The organism is Phaeovulum sp. (genome assembly GCF_041596715.1).
GTDB lineage: Bacteria > Pseudomonadota > Alphaproteobacteria > Rhodobacterales > Rhodobacteraceae > UBA6213.
Map to the genome: position 1 here is coordinate 1 of NZ_JBFHIA010000034.1, position 17,178 is coordinate 17,178.

At 60.1% G+C, this 17,178-nt stretch carries 13 protein-coding genes and 1 pseudogene; 10 read left to right on the forward strand and 4 right to left on the reverse strand.

Translation table 11 applies throughout. The features are described from left to right. A pseudogene (locus ABY403_RS03965) lies at positions 1-307 on the forward strand (aminopeptidase); the annotation flags it as partial. A 169-nt stretch (positions 308-476) separates the two neighbouring features. Here the strand turns inward: ABY403_RS03965 and torA are convergent. Beyond that, positions 477-2,906: a trimethylamine-N-oxide reductase TorA gene (gene torA / locus ABY403_RS03970; protein WP_372839092.1), complete on the reverse strand. Its 2,430-nt coding sequence runs from the start codon at positions 2,904-2,906 to the stop codon at positions 477-479. A gap of 366 nt (positions 2,907-3,272) precedes the next feature. Here torA and ABY403_RS03975 point away from each other — a divergent pair, with 366 nt between their 5' ends. The 7 genes from ABY403_RS03975 to ABY403_RS04005 all read left to right on the forward strand — a co-directional run bounded on the left by ABY403_RS03975 (position 3,273) and on the right by ABY403_RS04005 (position 10,932). Next, positions 3,273-4,103: a PAS domain-containing protein gene (locus ABY403_RS03975; RefSeq protein WP_372839094.1), complete on the forward strand. Its 831-nt coding sequence runs from the start codon at positions 3,273-3,275 to the stop codon at positions 4,101-4,103. After that, positions 4,100-5,527, forward strand: a complete 1,428-nt coding sequence (locus tag ABY403_RS03980; RefSeq protein WP_372839097.1) for a sigma 54-interacting transcriptional regulator — start codon at positions 4,100-4,102, stop codon at positions 5,525-5,527. Before ABY403_RS03975 ends, ABY403_RS03980 begins: the two co-directional genes overlap by 4 nt. Further along, positions 5,524-6,579: an ABC transporter substrate-binding protein gene (locus ABY403_RS03985; protein WP_372839100.1), complete on the forward strand. Its 1,056-nt coding sequence runs from the start codon at positions 5,524-5,526 to the stop codon at positions 6,577-6,579. The genes ABY403_RS03980 and ABY403_RS03985 overlap by 4 nt, the downstream gene beginning before the upstream one ends. Positions 6,580-6,640: 61 nt before the next feature. Further along, positions 6,641-7,705: an ABC transporter ATP-binding protein gene (locus tag ABY403_RS03990; protein WP_372839103.1), complete on the forward strand. Its 1,065-nt coding sequence runs from the start codon at positions 6,641-6,643 to the stop codon at positions 7,703-7,705. After that, positions 7,702-8,565 (forward strand): ABC transporter permease, encoded by an 864-nt coding sequence (locus ABY403_RS03995; RefSeq protein ID WP_372839106.1) that lies wholly within the window; start codon positions 7,702-7,704, stop codon positions 8,563-8,565. Before ABY403_RS03990 ends, ABY403_RS03995 begins: the two co-directional genes overlap by 4 nt. Continuing rightward, a complete protein-coding gene (locus tag ABY403_RS04000; protein ID WP_372839109.1) occupies positions 8,562-9,416 on the forward strand; it encodes an ABC transporter permease in 855 nt (284 codons plus the stop codon). Before ABY403_RS03995 ends, ABY403_RS04000 begins: the two co-directional genes overlap by 4 nt. Positions 9,417-9,444: 28 nt before the next feature. Next, on the forward strand, positions 9,445-10,932 hold the full coding sequence (locus ABY403_RS04005; RefSeq protein WP_372839112.1) for an aldehyde dehydrogenase: 1,488 nt from the start codon (positions 9,445-9,447) through the stop codon (positions 10,930-10,932). 98 nt (positions 10,933-11,030) lie between these two features. Here the strand turns inward: ABY403_RS04005 and ABY403_RS04010 are convergent, their stop codons facing one another. From ABY403_RS04010 to ABY403_RS04020, 3 genes are read right to left on the reverse strand one after another with little or no spacing between them, the layout of a single operon-like run. Continuing rightward, positions 11,031-11,663, reverse strand: coding sequence for a cytochrome b/b6 domain-containing protein (locus ABY403_RS04010; protein ID WP_372839114.1), 633 nt, complete (start codon positions 11,661-11,663; stop codon positions 11,031-11,033). Next, on the reverse strand, positions 11,656-13,503 hold the full coding sequence (locus ABY403_RS04015) for a hypothetical protein (protein WP_372839117.1): 1,848 nt from the start codon (positions 13,501-13,503) through the stop codon (positions 11,656-11,658). Before ABY403_RS04015 ends, ABY403_RS04010 begins: the two co-directional genes overlap by 8 nt. Beyond that, complete coding sequence (locus tag ABY403_RS04020) at positions 13,500-14,549, reverse strand: polyheme membrane-associated cytochrome C (RefSeq protein WP_372839120.1); 1,050 nt, start codon at positions 14,547-14,549, stop codon at positions 13,500-13,502. The genes ABY403_RS04015 and ABY403_RS04020 overlap by 4 nt, the downstream gene beginning before the upstream one ends. An 832-nt stretch (positions 14,550-15,381) precedes the next feature. Here ABY403_RS04020 and ABY403_RS04025 point away from each other — a divergent pair. Together ABY403_RS04025 and ABY403_RS04030 are read left to right on the forward strand one after the other, a co-directional pair. Next, positions 15,382-15,558 (forward strand): hypothetical protein, encoded by a 177-nt coding sequence (locus ABY403_RS04025; RefSeq protein ID WP_372839122.1) that lies wholly within the window; start codon positions 15,382-15,384, stop codon positions 15,556-15,558. Positions 15,559-15,861: 303 nt separating this feature from the next. Continuing rightward, a partial coding sequence (locus ABY403_RS04030) for a cation:proton antiporter (protein ID WP_372839124.1) occupies positions 15,862-17,178 on the forward strand: 1,317 nt, incomplete at its 3' end.

The following is a 17,178-nucleotide window of genomic DNA, read 5'->3' on the forward strand; positions in this document are numbered from 1 at the left end:
CCAAAACGCTGACGGCAGCGAAATCGCTGGCACCTATGGTGCCTCGGAACTGGATGCCACAATGGCGATCGAAGCGCGCGATGGCGGGGTTTACGCCTGTTTCACCGGGTTTCTTGGGACCGGGCGGATGGAAAGGATGCACCCTGCCGGGCCCGACACCTGGATCGTTGCAACCCGCCGATCGATGGATGCGCCAGCACCGGGGGACTGGACGTTGAGCGTCAGGCGCGATGGTGCGAATAAGGTTTCGGGTTTTTCGCTGGGTTGCTGGCTGGCCAGAAAGATCGAATACACAAAGCTCGCCTAGGCGTTGGCGGCCAGCACGGATCGCGAGCGCCGTTGCGGCCAGTATAAGCACCACACTCGGTGCAAAAGATACGGGCGGCGGTGCCATGGTCAAAACTACCAATGCCCGCCGCCCGTGATTTTCAGGATGGTTGTCGTATGGCGCGAACGCCATACGACCGGCGCTGTTGTTATGTGACCGGGGTAAACGTGGTCACCGGCGGCAGTTCGCCGACGTATGGCTCGACTTCGGCCAATGCCGTATGGGCGATGGTCGCCTGCGCCAGTTTCGACGTTCCCTTGTCGATGGTCAGCGTGTTGACATGCCCGTGCTTGCAAAGCGCCCCCGAAACACCGGGTTCGTCCGGGTCATACCAGCCACCCTGATTGAGCCGCATCGCGCCCGGCATCACTTTGTCTGTGACGACGGCACCGGCAAGAATCTGGCCGCGATCGTTGAACACACGAACGACTTCGCCGTCCTTGATCCCACGCGCTTCCGCATCTTGGGGGTTGATCCAGACGGGCTCGCGCCCTTGAACTTCGTAGCGGTTGCGCAGCCATGTGTGATCAAGTTGTGCGTGTAGACGAAAGTCCGGGTGCGAGCTGATCACGTGCAGCGGATATTTGTCAGACATCGCGCCGCCAAGCCGTTCCACCGGTTCCATCCAAGTCGCATGGGGTGGGCAGTCGTCGTACGCATAGCCCTCGATCTTCTTCGAGTAGATTTCGATCAAGCCCGACGGAGTTGCCAGAGGATGCAGCAGCGGGTCGTCGCGGAAATCCGCTAGGAACACGTAGTTCTTCTCTGACTCGGGGATCTCGAATTGGACGATGCCCTCACCATTCCAGAAGGTGTCGAAATCGGGCATGGTAATGCCCTTCTTCTCGGCATCCGCTTTGCCAGCAGCGTAGATGGCCATTAGCCAATCCATTTCTTCGCGGCCTTCGGTGTAGTCATCTTCAAAACCAAGGCGCTGGCTGATCCCGGTGAAGATCTCGTAGTCGGTCTTTGACTCGTAAAGTGGCTCGACGATTTTCTTCATCGCCACAAGACCGGTGCCGTTTCCGAACACGGCAAGATCGTTGCGTTCGAAAGTGGTGTTCACCGGAAGCACGATGTCGGCAAAACGCGCCGTCTGCGTCCAGTAAATCTCGTTGACGATGATGGTTTCCGGTTTTTGCCAAGTCTTGATGAGTTGGTTGACATCCTGGTGGTGATGGAAGGGGTTGCCACCCGCCCAATAGACAAGGCGAACGTCCGGTGCCGTGTAAGTATTGCCGTTGTATTCATACTCAGCGCCGGGATTGGCCATGACCCAGTGGATGCGCGCGCACGGAACCGCCGCCGGCAAACCTTCGCGCGCTTCTCCTGTGGACATGCCGCGGAAAGACGGCGAGCTGCCATACGGGGCGCCGCCACTGGTGTAGTGATAGTAGGAAAAAGCGCCGCCACCCGGCAGGCCGTATTGGCCAAGCATACAGCCGAGCGTTACGCCCATCCACGTGGCCTGTTCGCCATGATCCTGACGCTGGATCGAGAAGCCGAAGTTCAGCGTCGTGCGATTGCTGGCGAAGGTCCGCGCCAGACCCTTGATGGTTTCGGCATCAACGGCACAAATGTTGGCAGCCCATTCTGCTGTCTTGGGCGTCCCGTCGCTTGCGCCGGTCAGGTATTCTGCGAATTTGTCGAAGCCGGTCGTGTAGTCTGCAAGAAACGCCTCGTCGTGCAGGTTCTCTGAATACAAGGTATGGGCGACCCCGAGCATCATGGCGACATCAGTCCCCGGACGCGGCGCAATCCATTCAGAGCCTAGATACTCTGCCGTGCGGTTGTGCACGGGGTCGATAACGATCGTGCGTTTGCCACTGGCCTTAAGCTGCTTCATGTAGCCCAAGCCGCGGTGGTCGGGCGGGCCGGAATCGATCTGGCCAGTCACCAGCGGGTCAGAGGCCCAGAATACCATCAGTTCGGTATTTTCCAGAATTACTGGCCAAGCTGTCGGCTTCGTGAAGGTTCCGCCCGTGATATACGGGTAGATGACCATCTGCGCGCCCCAACTGTAGTTGCCGGCGTCATCGACAAAACCGCCATTGAGATTGAGCATGCGCGCAAGCGGTGCCTGTGCCGAGTGGAAACTTCCCGATGACCGCCAACCATAGGAACCGCCGTAGATGCTGGCGTTGCCGTAGGTTTCCTTGACCCGCTTCAACTCGGCCGCGACCAGATCAAGCGCCTCGTCCCACGAGACGCGGACAAACTCGCCCTTGCCGCGTTCGGTGCGGTCGCTCATGTAGCCTTTTTCAAGGAAGCTCTTGCGAACCATCGGATATCTGATGCGTGCGGTCGAATAGACCGAGTCGGGCATCGCATCGACCATTGGCGAGGGGTGGGCATCGCCTTCATAGGGAATTGCGCGGATGAAGCGGCCGCCCTCGACCTTGCCTTTGAAAATGCCAAAGTGCCCGCCGCTGATGACTTCATCCTCAACGAGAATGGGCCCCCCCGGACCCTGCGAGGCAAGTGCGCCCGAAGGTATCAATAGTGCTTGGGCTGCTAATGTTGACATGCCAGCGAGGGCTGCACGTCTCGTCATAAGGAAATTGGTCGATTTTGACATTTCAGTTCCTTCCACAGCTAGTCGAAGTTACACGATTCCCCCAATTCAAAGGTTTGGCGAAAATATACTTTAAATATCTGCGTTCGCGTTGATCCAGATCAGAATTAAAGCCGCGGCCAGAAATATTTCTGTGCTGGTGGCTGGCAATAGCGCGCGCCGTAGAAGAGACAATACGAATTGCCGCGCCGATCTTAATTACAGGACGTTCGTTCTAGATTAACGATTGGGCGGTTTCTCAAGGAAAAACTCGGCCTCGGGTGCCGCATTGCCTTATGCGGCGCTTCCTTGGCGGCGGCTTGAGGGTGGTACTGCAACGCTGCTGACAAAGTTCTTGCCTCGCGTGCTGCAAAAACGCAGCATTGATGCATGAACGAATCAAACGCATCCACGCACCCCGCCAACAGCGACAAAAGCCAACCCGGCGATGTTGAGAAGCGCATTCTTGCAGGCGTTCTGTCTGCTTCCAGCGATGCTTGCTGGTGCATGGAGTTCGGCACCCCGGTGGACCTGACCGCGCCCGACCATGAAGTGGTGCGGCAGGTGTTCGCCAATGATCCGTTCTGGCGCTTCGCCAACCCTGCGATGGCGCAGCTTTACCTGCTGGATGCAGGGCAGAACTTTACCGATCGGCCGGTGCGAGAGATTTTTCCGCGCAACCGGCAGAACGAAGAGTTCGTGCTGAACCTGCTGGCGAACGGGTTTGAGGTCGATGCAGCCCCGGCGCTGGACCGCCGCTACGACGGCGTAGAAATCTACGTCGAAAACGATGTGCGCGCGCATATCGAGGGCGGTCGGCTATTGCGGATTTTCGGCATCGTGCGCGATGTGGGCAAACACCGGCGCCGCGAGCTCGCTCTGCAACGGCGGTTGGATGCTGCGCTGGCACTGTTGTCGGCGGTGGAAGCGCCGCTGGTGGCGCTTGATGCAGACCAACGTATTCAGGTGGTAAATCTGGCCGCCGCAGTAGCCTTTCAACGCTCGATGGATGATTGCCTCGGCCAAGCGGCCGCAGATTTGCTGATCCCATCAGAGGCGAGCGCGCCGAACGGCAAACGCAAACAGCTTTTGGCTGCGGTGGTGGCCGGTGGGGCGGCGGGAAATCTGACCGATGATTTTGGTGCGCGATGGTCGGTTGCACCGCGCACCGGCGGCGGTGCCATTCTGGGGCCGGGCCGCGACCTTGGGGGGGCGTCATGACGCAAGAGCTCTGGCCCGGACACCCGCTTTTTGGCGCGCCAACCCCTGACGATGCGACAGATCGGCTGGAATTGCTGGACGATGGCATCCTGTGCCTTGCACCTGACGGGACGATCCTCAGCGCCAATGCCGAGGCGTGCCGTATTCTTGACCAGAGCACCGACATTGTGGGGCAGCGGGCTGATGACTTGCTGCCTGATGTCGTGCAATGGCGAGACCTGCTGTCAGGGGGCGATGGGCAGCATCGCCGCGATGTGGTGTTTCGGGCGCGGGGCGGGCCTCAGATCATGGCAACCGCGCGCAGGCGTGCCGAGCAGAGCGCGCCCGAGGTCATCATCCTGCGTGATGTTGAAACCATCCGGCATCGGCGAGAACGGGCCGGTGGGGGAAATGCCGACAGCAATGTGCGGTTCTTGTCGGCAAACCGCACCCGCCCGGATTTCGCCACCCAGCGAAGGCTTTGCCCGGACCTCAATCGCATGTTGTCGCGCGGCGAACGGGCCACGCGGGAAGGTATGCGGATTCTGATCACAGGCGAATCCGGTGTCGGCAAATCCGAGGTGGCGCGGTTTCTGCACAGCAGCGTTGCGGATGCGCGTGACCCCTTCATCGTGGTGAACTGCGCTTCTTATGCAGATACGCAGTTTGCCGAGGCGCTGTTTGGTCAGGAAAAGGGCCCCGACGGTGAATTGCGTCCCGGTCTGCTGGAACAGGCCGAAGGCGGCACGCTGTTTCTGGATGAGGTCGGTGAAATCCCGCTCAGCGCGCAGGCCAGGCTGCTGGGCTTTCTAGAGGATGGTCTGGCGATGCGGATTGGCGGCTTGCAAGGGCGGCTGGCCAATGTGCGCGTGATCGCCGCGACCAACCGCGACCTGCGCCAGATGGTCCGCGAGGGCCGATTCCGCGCGGATCTCTATTTCCGGCTGGCAGTGATCGTGTTGACCGTGCCGCCGCTGCGCGACATGCCCGCGCTGATCGGGCATCTGACGGACCGCTTTCTTCAGACTTTTAACCAGCGTCGTCGGACCCCGATGATTCTGCCCGCGCGCTATCGCGACCTGCTGGAAGACTACAGTTTTCCCGGCAATATCCGCGAGTTGCTTAATATCGTGCAGAAGGCTGCCATCTTTGTTGATGATGCCGAAAGCATCGACGCGATCTTTGCCGACCTGTTGGCGCCAATGGATATACCGGGTGCCGCAGGCGACGGCGCCTTGCCGGCAGGGGCGATGTTTGACCTGCGCTCCGAACTGCGCCGCTACGAGTCTGCGCTGATCGACAAGGCCATCAGAATTCACGGAAGCAAGAGAAAGGCCGCCAAGGCCTTGGGCGTGAATATCGGGACAATCGTGCGAAAGACGGCCGATGCGCCGGATTCCGCCGCGCCCGATGCAACCACCAACAAGCGAGGAACAACGACATGAAAATGAAGACCAGATTGACCGGCGCTCTTAGCGCCGTGGCGGTGCTTGCGGTCGGCGTGACCCCGGCACTGGCGGCGGGCGAGCTGAATATCCTGACATGGGAAGGCTATGCTGACACCAGCTTCATCGCCCCATTCGAGGCGGCAAGCGGCTGTAAGGTCAGCGCGACCTATGTCGGCTCGAACGACGATTTCGCGCCGAAACTGGCAGCTGGCGGCGGGGTTTTCGACCTTGTCTCGCCCGCAATCGACAGCACCGCGCCACTCGTCGCGGCGGGCTTTGTGCAACCGATCGACACCACGCGCCTGTCGCGCTGGAACGAGGTTTACGAAAAGTTCCGCGCCGCCGAAGGCATCAATGCGGATGGCAAGGTTTTCGGCGTGCCGTTTTCGTGGGGCGCGATCTCGTTCATGTATCTGGTGGACAAGTTCCCGACGCCGCCGACCTCGCTCGCATCGCTTTGGGATCCGGCACTGGCTGGCCATATCTCTTTGTGGGATGACAAGAGCGCCATCTATGTCGCCGCGCGGCTGAACGGCGATATGGATATCTACAATCTGACCGATGAACAGATCGCGGCGGCGCAGGCCAAGTTGCTGGAGCAAAAGCCGCTGATCCGCAAATACTGGTCCACGGCGGGCGAGTTGGTCGATCTTTATAATTCGGGTGAAATCTGGATCTCGAACACCTGGGCGGGATACCAGTCTGGTCTGCTTCAGGCAGAAGGCGTCGAGGTCAAAGAGTTCGTGCCCACCGAGAACGCCGAAGGCTGGGTGGACAACTGGATGATCGTCGCCAATACGCCAAACGAGGAATGTGCCTACAAGTTCCTCGAAATGGCGATCAGCGAAGAGGGCCAGTGTGGCATGTCGGCCATCACCGGCTATTCGGCATCGAACCCGGTTGCGGCCAAGGCATGCATGACGCCTGAGCAATATGTTGCGCTGCATCAGGATGACCCGGCTTACCTTGACAGCCTGCTGCTGTGGGAAAATCTCGGGCCGCGGCTGAGCACCTATGCCAACGCTTGGAACGCCGTCAAATCGCAATGACTGCTCGGGGCTGGCGGCCCGCTGTCGCCAGCCCCCTTCCCAGCACCAGGAGTTAGGCAAGATGACCGACATCATCCGTCTGGATGGGGTGTCCAAGCAATTTGGCACCGTTACCGGCGTTGACAACGTGTCGCTGAGCGTGCGCAAGGGCGAGTTTCTGACTCTGCTTGGGCCATCGGGTTGCGGCAAATCCACCCTGCTACGGATGATCGGCGGGTTCGAGGAACCGACCGCGGGCCGGATCTGGCTGGATGGGGAGGACGTGACAGACCTGCCCGCGAACCGGCGGGCCGTAAACATGCTGTTTCAGGATTATGCCCTGTTTCCGCACATGAGCGTCGGCAAGAACGTTGGCTACGGCCTGCGCGTTGCGGGTGTGGCCAAACGCGAGGTCGAAGCCAAGGTGCGCGAGGTGCTTGATCTTGTGGGTCTGGCCGACAAGTTCGCCGCTGCGCCGAACCAGCTTTCGGGCGGGCAGCGGCAGCGGGTGGCGCTGGCCCGCGCCATCGTGCGCCATCCCAAAGTGCTGCTGCTGGACGAGCCGCTTTCGGCGTTGGATGCGAACCTGCGCGAGGCGATGCAGGTTGAATTGCGCCACTTGCACCAGAAGGTCGGGCTGACCTTCATCATGGTGACCCATGACCAGACCGAGGCGCTGACCATGTCTGATCGGGTAATCGTGATGCGGCAAGGCCGGATCATGCAGGATGGTGCACCGCAAAGCCTTTATGACCTGCCCGGCAGCCCCTATATCGCCGATTTCATTGGCACAACCAATCTTTTCACTTCGCGTATCGAGAACGGCCAGATTGCCTGCCACGGACAAGCTTTGGCAATTGATGCGCAAGCGATAAGGGCCGGTACGCAGACCTTCGGCTTCCGGCCCGAAAAGGCGCGGCTGCTGCCGGGCGATGCAAGCGGTGCGAACCTGCTGCGCGGCACGGTGTCCGAAGTGTTCTATCACGGCAGCGTGGCGCGGATCGTGGTCAATCTGGGGCCGGGTCAGGTGCTGGTCGATCTACAGATCAGTGATGCCGCCATCGGCTTGCCAAAGGCTGGCGCGCAGGTCGCCGTCGAGGTTGCGCCGCACAAGATCATGGGCTTTGCGGCGGAGGATGCGGCATGACGCTGCCACTCCGTCTGCGCAAGGTGCTGATGCTTTCACCACCGCTGATCTGGGTCGTGCTGTTCATGTTCGTGCCCTACACGATTCTGTTCGTGTTCAGCTTTTGGGAGCAGGTCTATCCAACCTTCGCCCCGGCCTTTCAGCTTGGCAATTACCATACCCTGATCAGCGATCCGCAATACCTGCGCACCTTGCTGCGCACCATCAAGATTGCGGCGCTGGTGTCATTGTTCTCGCTGCTGCTGGCCTACCCTTATGCCTATTTCCTTGCGCACAAGGTGCGGCATCCGGCGCTGCGGCAGACATTGTATATGGCGGTGGTTGCACCGCTTTGGGTGTCCTATCTGCTGCGCGCCTATACTTGGAAGACGATCCTCGGCACCGAGGGTATCCTGAACTCTTTTCTGGTCTCGACTGGCATCCTGTCCGAGCCTTCTTCGATTTTTCTCTACAACCAGACATCAATGGTGCTGACGCTGACCTATGTGTTCATCCCCTTCATGGTGATGCCGATCTATGCGGCGCTAGAGAAGATTCCGCGCAATTTGCTAGAGGCTTCGGCCGACTTGGGCATGGGGCGCACCGCGACTTTCATAAAGGTGACGCTGCCGCTTTCGATGTCCGGCGTGGTGGCCGGGTTCACCATGACCTTCTGTCTGGCTTTTGGTGACTTCATCGCGGCCTACCTCGTCGGTGGACCGGACGGGATGATGATTTCCAACGTGATCGCCACGCAGTTCGGTGCCTCGTTGAATTGGCCGCTGGGGTCGGCGCTGGCGCTGGTGATGCTGTTGATCGTGCTGGCGATCATCTCGGCCTCTGACCGGTTCGAGCGGATGGGAAAGGGGACATTCGCATGAGCCTTGCCGCAGCACCCTCGCAGGTTCGCACAGCACCGCGTGCCCGTTTCTCAAAGCGGATACGCAAGCTGACCGATACATGGGTCTGGATCGGTGTCGCCACGCTGATCCTGACTTTTCTCTACATTCCCATCGTGGTGTTGGTTGCCTTCAGCTTCAACAGCTCGCGCTCGCTTAGCTGGCCGATGACCGGGCTAACGCTCGACTGGTATCGCAAGCTGGCAGAGAATGACCAGTTGATCGCAGCAGTGCAAAACTCGGTCTACGTCGCGGTTTCGGCCACAATTCTGACGCTACTGATTGGGGTGCCCGCCGCCCTTGCGTTGGATCGGCTGGAGTTTCCCGGCAAGGGCGTGTTTCGCAAGTTGGTGCTACTGCCCATCGCGCTGCCCGGCATCGTCACGGGCATATCGATGTTGATCCTGTTCCGGTTGATGGGGTTTGGGCTTAGCCTTGAAACCGTGATCATCGGCCATGCGACAGCCTTGTTGGCGGTGGTGGTGACGCAGGTCTTCGCCCGCCTGCAACGCCTGCCACGCAGTCTGGACGAGGCTTCGGCCGATCTGGGTGCCAGCGGCTGGCAGACCTTCTTTCTGGTCACACTGCCCAATATCCGCACCGCCGTGATCGGTGCCGGCATCCTGTCGTTCACGCTCAGTTTCGACGAGATTCCGGTGACTTTCTTTCTAACAGGGCGCGACAATACGCTGCCGATGTACATCTGGTCCACGATGCGGCGCGGATTGACGCCAGAAATCAATGCCGTGGGCGCGCTGATTGTGGCGGCCTCTATCCTTCTCATCCTCATCTCGGTGCTGTTGCAGCGGGAAAGAACCGGGCAAGGCCGCTAACGGTCTGCCACAACCGAAAGGGTTCGATATGAACGAACAATCCCGTAACTCTACCCTTCCGACCAAGGGCGCACTGATCGCTGGCCAATGGCGCGACGGTTCTGCCGGCACCTTTGCGGTGAACAGCCCGCACGATGGGCGCGTGCTTCATCAGGTCGGGCGCTGCGATGCGTCCGATGTAACCGCAGCCGTCGCAGCGGCGCGGGCGGCACAGCCCGCTTGGGCCGCGCTGTCAGTGATCGAGCGGGCGCAGATCATGCGCCGGATCCACGCGCTGTTTCTGGAACGGGCCGAGGCGATGTCGCAGATGCTGACCGCCGAGATCGGCAAAACCATCACCGATGCCCGCGAAGAGGTTTTCGAATATTCCGCCCCGTCTTGGTCGAAGGCGGCAGAAGAAATCCTGCGCCATCGCGGCCTGTCCTTCCCTTCGACGCAGGAACGCACGCGCAACAAGCGCTTGGTGATGACCCACCGGCCGCTGGGCGTGGTGGCAGTCATCACGCCCTACAACTTCCCCACCGACATTTCCTCGATCGCGTTGGCCCATATCGTGGCCTCGGGCAACACGGTGATCTGGAAGCCATCGGAATACGCGGCCGTTGTCTGCGCGATGATGGGCGATATCTTCCAAGCCGCCGGGCTACCTGACGGGGTTATCAACATCGTGCAGGGGCTGGGCGATGTGGGTGCTGCACTGACCGAAGCAAAGGGCGTCGATGGCGTGTTCTTTACCGGCTCAACCGCGACTGGCCGAAAGATCGCCGAGAAATGCGCACTTCGCCCGCACCTTCTGGAATTGGGCGGCGACGGCCCGTTCATCATTCTGGCCGATGCCGATATCGACAAGGCCGTGGAAGGCGCGATCAACGGTTGCTTCTACTATTCCGGGCAGGTCTGCACCTCGGCAGAGCGGTTGCTGGTGCACGAAGCAGTGCACGATGAGTTCGTGGAAAAGTTCCTTAAGCGAGCGCGTAAGCTGAAAATCGGCAACCCAGCGGATGAGGGCACGGAAATGGGCCCGCTTTGCAACGCAGCGACCTTGGCGCGGGTGAAGGCGCATGTCGAGGATGCCCGCGCAAAAGGCGCGCATATCGAGCAGATCGGCCCCGAGCAAGGGCTTTACTACCCCGCCACCATCTTGACCGGCGTGACCACCGACATGCTGATCGCGCAAGAAGAAACCTTTGGCCCGGTCGCCCCGATCATCAAGATCTCTTCGGCGGAAGAGGCGATCCGCATCGCGCACCAGACCGGCCTTGGCCTGATCGCCTCGCTCTGGACCCGCGATCTGGCCACCGCTTGGCAAGTGGGCGAGGCGCTGCCGCACGGGTCGGTCAATATCAACGAAACCTCGAACTACTGGGATCAGTTGGCACCATTTGGCGGCACCGGCCTGTCGGGGGTCGGACGAGAGTTGAGCCAGTGGTTCCTTGAAACCTTCACCGAGCGCAAGCTTCTGGTGTTCGATCTGGGCAACGACCCTTATAACCGCCGCGCTGAAGGCGGCTGGTAACCATCACCCCGGCGCCCGGCCCGCAAGGTTCGGGCGCCGTTGCCCCACACCCCGGCCTGGTGCCGCATTTTGCGCGCTAAGGGGTTCGCTGGTGACGATCAGTTCTTGTCGTCTCCGCCATGTTCGTCCCAGCCTGTGATCATCGCCTTGATCTGCGCGGTAACCGTCTCGCCCGTCGTGATCAGATAGAGGTGGGCGATCAGGAAGGCGGCGATCAGAAACGCGGCTGCGATGTGGATTGCATTGACCCAGAGAATGGGCAGATCACCCGGATAAAGGTCGGGGAACATGCCATAACCCCACAGCAAGAGGCCAGAGATCCATGCGGCCGGGGCCATCGCCACTTTGAAGCCGAGATAGGCCATAGCCTGCATCGGATTGTGCTTGCGCGCGGCGGTCGGCCGGAAGGGGTGCGGCGCGCCAAAAAAGATGCCGAAAGCGTAGAACAGGATCGTCGCCCACATCAGATGGGTAGATGGCACATAGTGGCGCCATTGCCCGGTTACAAAATGCCAGAAGATCGCGAACATCCATAGAACCAACAGCGTGAACGCCGCAAAGACGTGCATGTTCAACGCGCGCTCGAAACCAAGCAGGCTGTAGAACCCGTGGATTTCGGAGCCGGACATCAGCAGGAAGATGACCAGCACCGCCTGAAACCAGTGCCAGAACCTCTCGAACCCCGTAAAGAGGTAGATGCCCTTGGATTTTGGCCGCGCGGTATCAGTCATGGCGGGCTCTCCTGTGGTAGATGCCGAAACCGATCCGAAGCATCGCGTGCAGCAACACCGTGGCCAGAGTTAGGGCTAGGATCGCGAGGCCGATCTGGTCAAGCCAGATGGGCCCGTCGCGCCCGGGCAGGAAACCTCCTGGTAGGTCGGCTAGCAATCCATCAGAACTGTGGCAGGAAACGCACCCTAGGGCCTGATCGGCTGGCGCGACCATGTGGTTGACAGGTATCGTCTGGCGAACCCGCGCAAATGCCACATCACCGCTGAATGGCAGATTGGCCGCCTCCATCCCGCTTTCGACGGCGTTTTCCCAGTTGAAGCGGTTCCACAAGGCATCCCCACTGCGCCCGGAGAACAGAACAGCCGCCAACCCGTGGCTTTCCGCGTCAATCGGCACGACCGAATGCATCACCTTGACCGGCGCAATGCGCGACTGGGCGTCTTCTGCATCGCCCTCGTATGAAGACACCCAAGGTGCCTCGGCGAAGGCGGCGGCGATGGCGGCAAGATCACCTTCCTCTGCCAAGTCGCTGCCTGCGGCGGCGTCTGTAACCGCCGATGCGGGCAGTTCTGAGCCGGGCCTTTGCTGCGTCAGGCGACCGTTGGACCAGATCAGCGTTGGCAAGACATTGCCTGCCACTGCGAAGTTGCCCTTTTCGGTGGCGTATGTGATGCGGCCATCCGCGTCTTTCTGCGTCATGGGTTTGCGATCACGCCCAAGTTGCCCGACGGTAGACCAGTCCCAAAGAACGCGGGTCGTCGTCTCGCCGCGCGCGATCGCCGGAATGTGGCAGGTTTCGCAGGCTACCCGGTCCGTGTGCCGATCAAGCCGCCCGCCGCTGGCGACCTTGCTGTGCGGTGTGGCGCTGTGGCACCCCTGACAGGATGCCGCCGCCCCGGTCAACGCCGGATGCTCAGGCGACCGACCGGGCCCGCCTTCATAGCGGCTGCCCGCGACGAAGTGCTCGTTGGTGGTGTGGCAGGTGCTGCAACTGAAACCCGCGCCTTCGGGCGCTGCGGCCATGTGCACGTCTAGCGTGACAGGCGGGTTGATCAGATCGGGGTTAAGGTCGCCGTGCTTTACGCCCGCCCCGCCGTCGGCGTTGAAGTGGCAGGCACCGCAACTCGCCCGTGTCGTGGGGCCGACCGTCCGCGCAACGGCGGCCAGATCGCTGATCTCGGGCGTATCGCCGCTGAGCCGTTCGTCATGGCACATAGAGCAGGTCGAACCGCCTTCGTGGAAGTTTGCGATGGTCCATTGCCCTGTGGGCTCGTGGCAGGAAAGGCAATCCACCGGGGCCGCGGACCCGCTCGATGCGTCGAACATCTGCGGGTCATCAAAGCGCGTTCCGGCTATGTGGCAAGATGTGCAGGAGCCTACGTTGGACGGAGTAGACAGCAAGAACCCGTTGGTGAGATGGCGCATACCGAGCGGCAAGGCCGCTGCCGACCCAGCTGCCGTTTCCGGTTGCAGGTTCCATGTAAAATGGATCGTTCCGTGAAGCTGCTCGGCCCCCGTATTGTGGCATGACAGGCAGGCTTGGTTGACCTCTTGCGAGCTTTCGAAGGGGCCGGCAAGCTGGCTGAACTTGCTATGGTCGGCGGTGGAGGAGGCAGCAACCGCTGCCATTGTCGGGGCGGTTGCTTCCTCTGTGATGTTCGATTGCGCTGAAGCTTGCGATGTGATCGTGCCAACCAGACCGATCACCAACATAAGACTGCGAAGCCAGAGCCTTGCAGTTATGGCCACCCTTTTGCCGATTTCAGCGTTTTCGGCAAAGACGGCCGCCACTGGCGGCCGACTCTGTCGGGTGATGACCCCGCGGTGAAGTCTACTCATTCCGGACGCGTACCGATGCTTTCGAAACCGCTTCCGGCTTGCGCAAGATCCTCGATACTATCGAGCATCAGTTGCATGGCGTAGTAGCCATTGTGGGTGAAAATGCCCACGTCGTTCTGCACAAGCTGATAGTTGTAGGCCGCTTTCAGAAGGCGCGGTGTCCACGACTGGTACCGATTGGGGAACTTGGCTTCGCTTTCTTCGATCGCACCGCTTCCATCGGTATCTTGGAAGAAATACGGGTAGGCGTGCGCGTCATGGCCGACCGCCGTGCCGACGACATCCTTGGCATAGCCCATGATGGCCTCGAGCAGATAGGCGTGGATCGTCTTGATCTCGGCGTCGATACCTTCGGCGGTATTGCCGTTGCCGTCGAAGTCGATCTTCGATGTGCGGATGAGGCGGAGAGATTCTTCATCGCCGGCCACCACTTCTTTGTGGCACTCGGTGCATGCTGCGACCTTCACCTCGAGCGTATGCGGGCTGTGGCAATCATTGCAGGTTTGCGAGTCTTGGTCGTGGAAGTAGAATCCGGCGTAGTCTTTGCCGTCATACTCGAAGCCGGCCTGAACCTCGCCGCCAAAACGGCTGGCGGCCGCTGCCCGGTAGTGGATGTTGACAAAGGCGATGTCTGCCGAGGACATGTCATCACTCGGCGAGCCTGCCTTTTCGATCGCCTCAAAGACCTGCACGGTCGATGCGCGACCGCCGTGGCAGTTCATGCAGCGAACATCAGAGGTGAAGACCTCTTGCTCTATGCCAGAGGGGAAGGTCACGGTCGTCATTCGCCGCGCAACATCGTTGTGACATGCCATGCAAGCAACGCCGGGCGCGTTGGCCGGATCTGTCGGATGCTTCACGTCCACGACGCCCGCAGCACTGCCATCTGCGCCGAGGAAATCGAGGCGGCCCGATGTCGAGTGACAGCGCGCGCAATCCTCTGGGATCATCTTGTCGTCTTCTTCGTCCCAATGGCGGAACGCCTCGCGTGTAATATCTGCGTGGGGCGAATTGCGCCACTGCTCTAGATGCGGGATTTCCGGCATCAGGCTAGCGGGCGTTAACGCGGTAGCCGCTGCGCTTTCTTGTGCATTGGCCGTAGAAAGCCATGCTGATTGACTACTTACGGCGAATGCGATTGCAAAAGATAGTGCCACTACGGCACGTGCCACAGTTTTCATTGGCTATCCCCACTTTTTACTCGGCTGAAACCTTGCAGGTTTCAGCCCTCCCGAATCAAAGGTAACCTTTGCGTGAGAATCCGGCAACGATTCTGTTATCTGTGCCAGTTTAAGGGCGATTTTCACCTTTGCCGTGGGCAGAGCGGCGCGCTGCTTTTGACTGTCATATATGGCAAAAAATGCTGTAAACATAATATATTAAGGAAGGCGTCAACATATAAGCAATTCGTTGAATGCGACCCTTGGTGTGTTTGTGTGACAAGGCCTGCCGCTTTCAGCTTCTGCGGGCAAAGCGCGCAGGGATTGAGTGTTTCTTTGCCTCAGTCACGCGGCCGCTAAAAGGTGTATCACAAAAGTAGATTATTTATCCTGCGCGATCAAAGGGGGGTAAAACCCGCAGCCATCGGCAAGCCCGCAGAACGTGCTTTGGCAACTCTGCTGTTTAAACAGGGCACGTGTTTAAAATAGTGTAGTTTTTCGCGGTGTTGTGCTGCGAGCCGAAGATCGCTCCACTGCGCGAAAATATGCACCCGGTTTTCGTTTTCGCGCTAACCTGTGGCGGAGGCGTGGGGGCAGCCACGACTCGTCGCGCTTGATGACGCCGTGTCTGACCGCTGGTCGCGCCGGAAGGGCGGGCAGATTGTCATTGGCCAGTTGGCGCGTGACAAGAAGCCGTCCAAGACGGTAGGCTAGCTTCATGAAACAAGTTCCAAAAGAAACCACGGACGACGCACTTATTCAGGAGTTCCTGAAAAAGGGTGGCGAGGTCAAGGTTGGGAAAACCAAGCCTCTTCCGAGAGAGTTGGGTCTGAGCAACAACGCTTGGAACAACAAACTCACCAAAGAAGAGAAGTCGGCGCGCGGCAAGAAGTAATCTCGCGCCGGGTGGCGGCCCCGATGACCCGGCCGCTGAAAGGGTATCTGCCAGGCGCAGCGGGCGTCTTGAAGCGGGTTGCCTGTGTGCAGTCGGCCAGTGCCAGCCCCAGTGATATCTGCGGTCTATCTGTGGTGCCGTCGATGCTGATGATCCGGCGGGCCCCTGTGCGTGTTCCCCTTCGGCGGCTGCTTGCACATCGGATGCCGTTGCACTGGCATCGGTGGCGTGAGCAACTTAATTTCTTGCTCCGTAAGTCGTCTACGGCATTACAAAAACACCTGAAGCTGGTATTCGCGCGCTATGGATATCGTTCTGATCACTGCGGTCATCGCATCGCTTTTCATCGTAATCGGCGCGGCTGAACCGCTGGCTGCGCGCTTGCGCCTGCCTTACAGCGTTATCCTTGCCGTTTTGGGCATACTCATCGCGTCGGGCGCGATCTTCTTCTTGCGCACAGACTTGACCGATGCGCTCAACCCGGTGGCGGAAGCGATCCTCGGGCTGCCGATCCGATCAAACGTCTTTCTTTACGTGTTCCTGCCGACATTGCTGTTTCAGGCGACGCTGGGGATGAACCTGCGCAGAATGCTCGACGACTGGGTGCCGATCCTTGTTCTTGCAGTGGTCGCAGTGGTCGTGGCGACCTTGAGCGTGGGCTATGCGTTGTTTTGGGTGAGTAGTTTGCCGCTGGCGGCCTGCCTTTTGATCGGTGCGATCGTATCGACAACAGATCCTTCGGCGGTCATCTCGATTTTCCGCTCGATTTCGGCACCGCGCAGGCTTGCCAGAATCATTGAAGGCGAAAGCCTGCTTAACGACGCCGCCGCCATCGCGCTTTTTGGTCTGTTTATGGCCTTCGTGATGCTGGGCGTTCCGAACCCTGAACTGAGCGATGCACTGGCCCGCTTTCCAATCTTGATTGCGGGGGGCGCGGTGACGGGGTGGCTGGCGGCGCGCATCGCAGTCTGGATCATGGCGCTTTTTGGCCGCCATGAACTTGCGTTGATCTCTGTTTCGGTCGCCTTGCCTTATCTTGCCTATATCGGCGCGGAACAGAGCATCGGGGCATCGGGCGTTATTGCCGTTGTCGCGGCAGGCTTGACGCTGAACCTGACGGGGCCGGGCCGATTGCCGCCACAGGCTTGGGTCAACCTGCGCGAAGTATGGAACCTGCTGGCCCATTGGGCGGGCGCGCTGATCTTTATCCTCGCCGCGCTGCTGATCCCCAGATTGCTTGAAGAAGTCAGACTCGACGACATCGTGCTGATCGGCGTGGTCATCCTTGCGGCGATTGCGGCGCGCATGGTGATCTTGTTCGGGCTGCTGCCGTTGCTGACATTTCTGCGTGTCTCGCCCGCTGTCGATCGGCCTTTTCGGGTCGCCATCCTTTGGGGTGGGCTGCGCGGGGCAGTGACCTTGGCGCTGGCGCTGGCAGTCACCGAAAGTTTCCTCGTTCCGATTGAGGTCAAGCGTCTCGTCGGCATCCTTGCGACGGGCTTCACGCTTTTTACCCTGATGGTTCAGGGTACCACGCTGCGAACGGTGATTGGCTGGCTCGGTCTGGATCGGCTGTCGCCCATCGACGAGGCGATGTCGCGGCAGGTCGTCGCCGTTGCG

Bases quoted from the DNA above. Each gene is read 5' to 3' on its own strand.
- torA (WP_372839092.1), bottom strand. From the start codon at position 2,906: ATGTCAAAATCGACCAATTTCCTTATGACGAGACGTGCAGCCCTCGCT.
- ABY403_RS03975 (WP_372839094.1), top strand. From the start codon at position 3,273: ATGAACGAATCAAACGCATCCACGCACCCCGCCAACAGCGACAAAAGC.
- ABY403_RS03980 (WP_372839097.1), top strand. From the start codon at position 4,100: ATGACGCAAGAGCTCTGGCCCGGACACCCGCTTTTTGGCGCGCCAACC.
- ABY403_RS03985 (WP_372839100.1), top strand. From the start codon at position 5,524: ATGAAAATGAAGACCAGATTGACCGGCGCTCTTAGCGCCGTGGCGGTG.
- ABY403_RS03990 (WP_372839103.1), top strand. From the start codon at position 6,641: ATGACCGACATCATCCGTCTGGATGGGGTGTCCAAGCAATTTGGCACC.
- ABY403_RS03995 (WP_372839106.1), top strand. From the start codon at position 7,702: ATGACGCTGCCACTCCGTCTGCGCAAGGTGCTGATGCTTTCACCACCG.
- ABY403_RS04000 (WP_372839109.1), top strand. From the start codon at position 8,562: ATGAGCCTTGCCGCAGCACCCTCGCAGGTTCGCACAGCACCGCGTGCC.
- ABY403_RS04005 (WP_372839112.1), top strand. From the start codon at position 9,445: ATGAACGAACAATCCCGTAACTCTACCCTTCCGACCAAGGGCGCACTG.
- ABY403_RS04010 (WP_372839114.1), bottom strand. From the start codon at position 11,663: ATGACTGATACCGCGCGGCCAAAATCCAAGGGCATCTACCTCTTTACG.
- ABY403_RS04015 (WP_372839117.1), bottom strand. From the start codon at position 13,503: ATGAGTAGACTTCACCGCGGGGTCATCACCCGACAGAGTCGGCCGCCA.
- ABY403_RS04020 (WP_372839120.1), bottom strand. From the start codon at position 14,549: ATGCCGGAAATCCCGCATCTAGAGCAGTGGCGCAATTCGCCCCACGCA.
- ABY403_RS04025 (WP_372839122.1), top strand. From the start codon at position 15,382: ATGAAACAAGTTCCAAAAGAAACCACGGACGACGCACTTATTCAGGAG.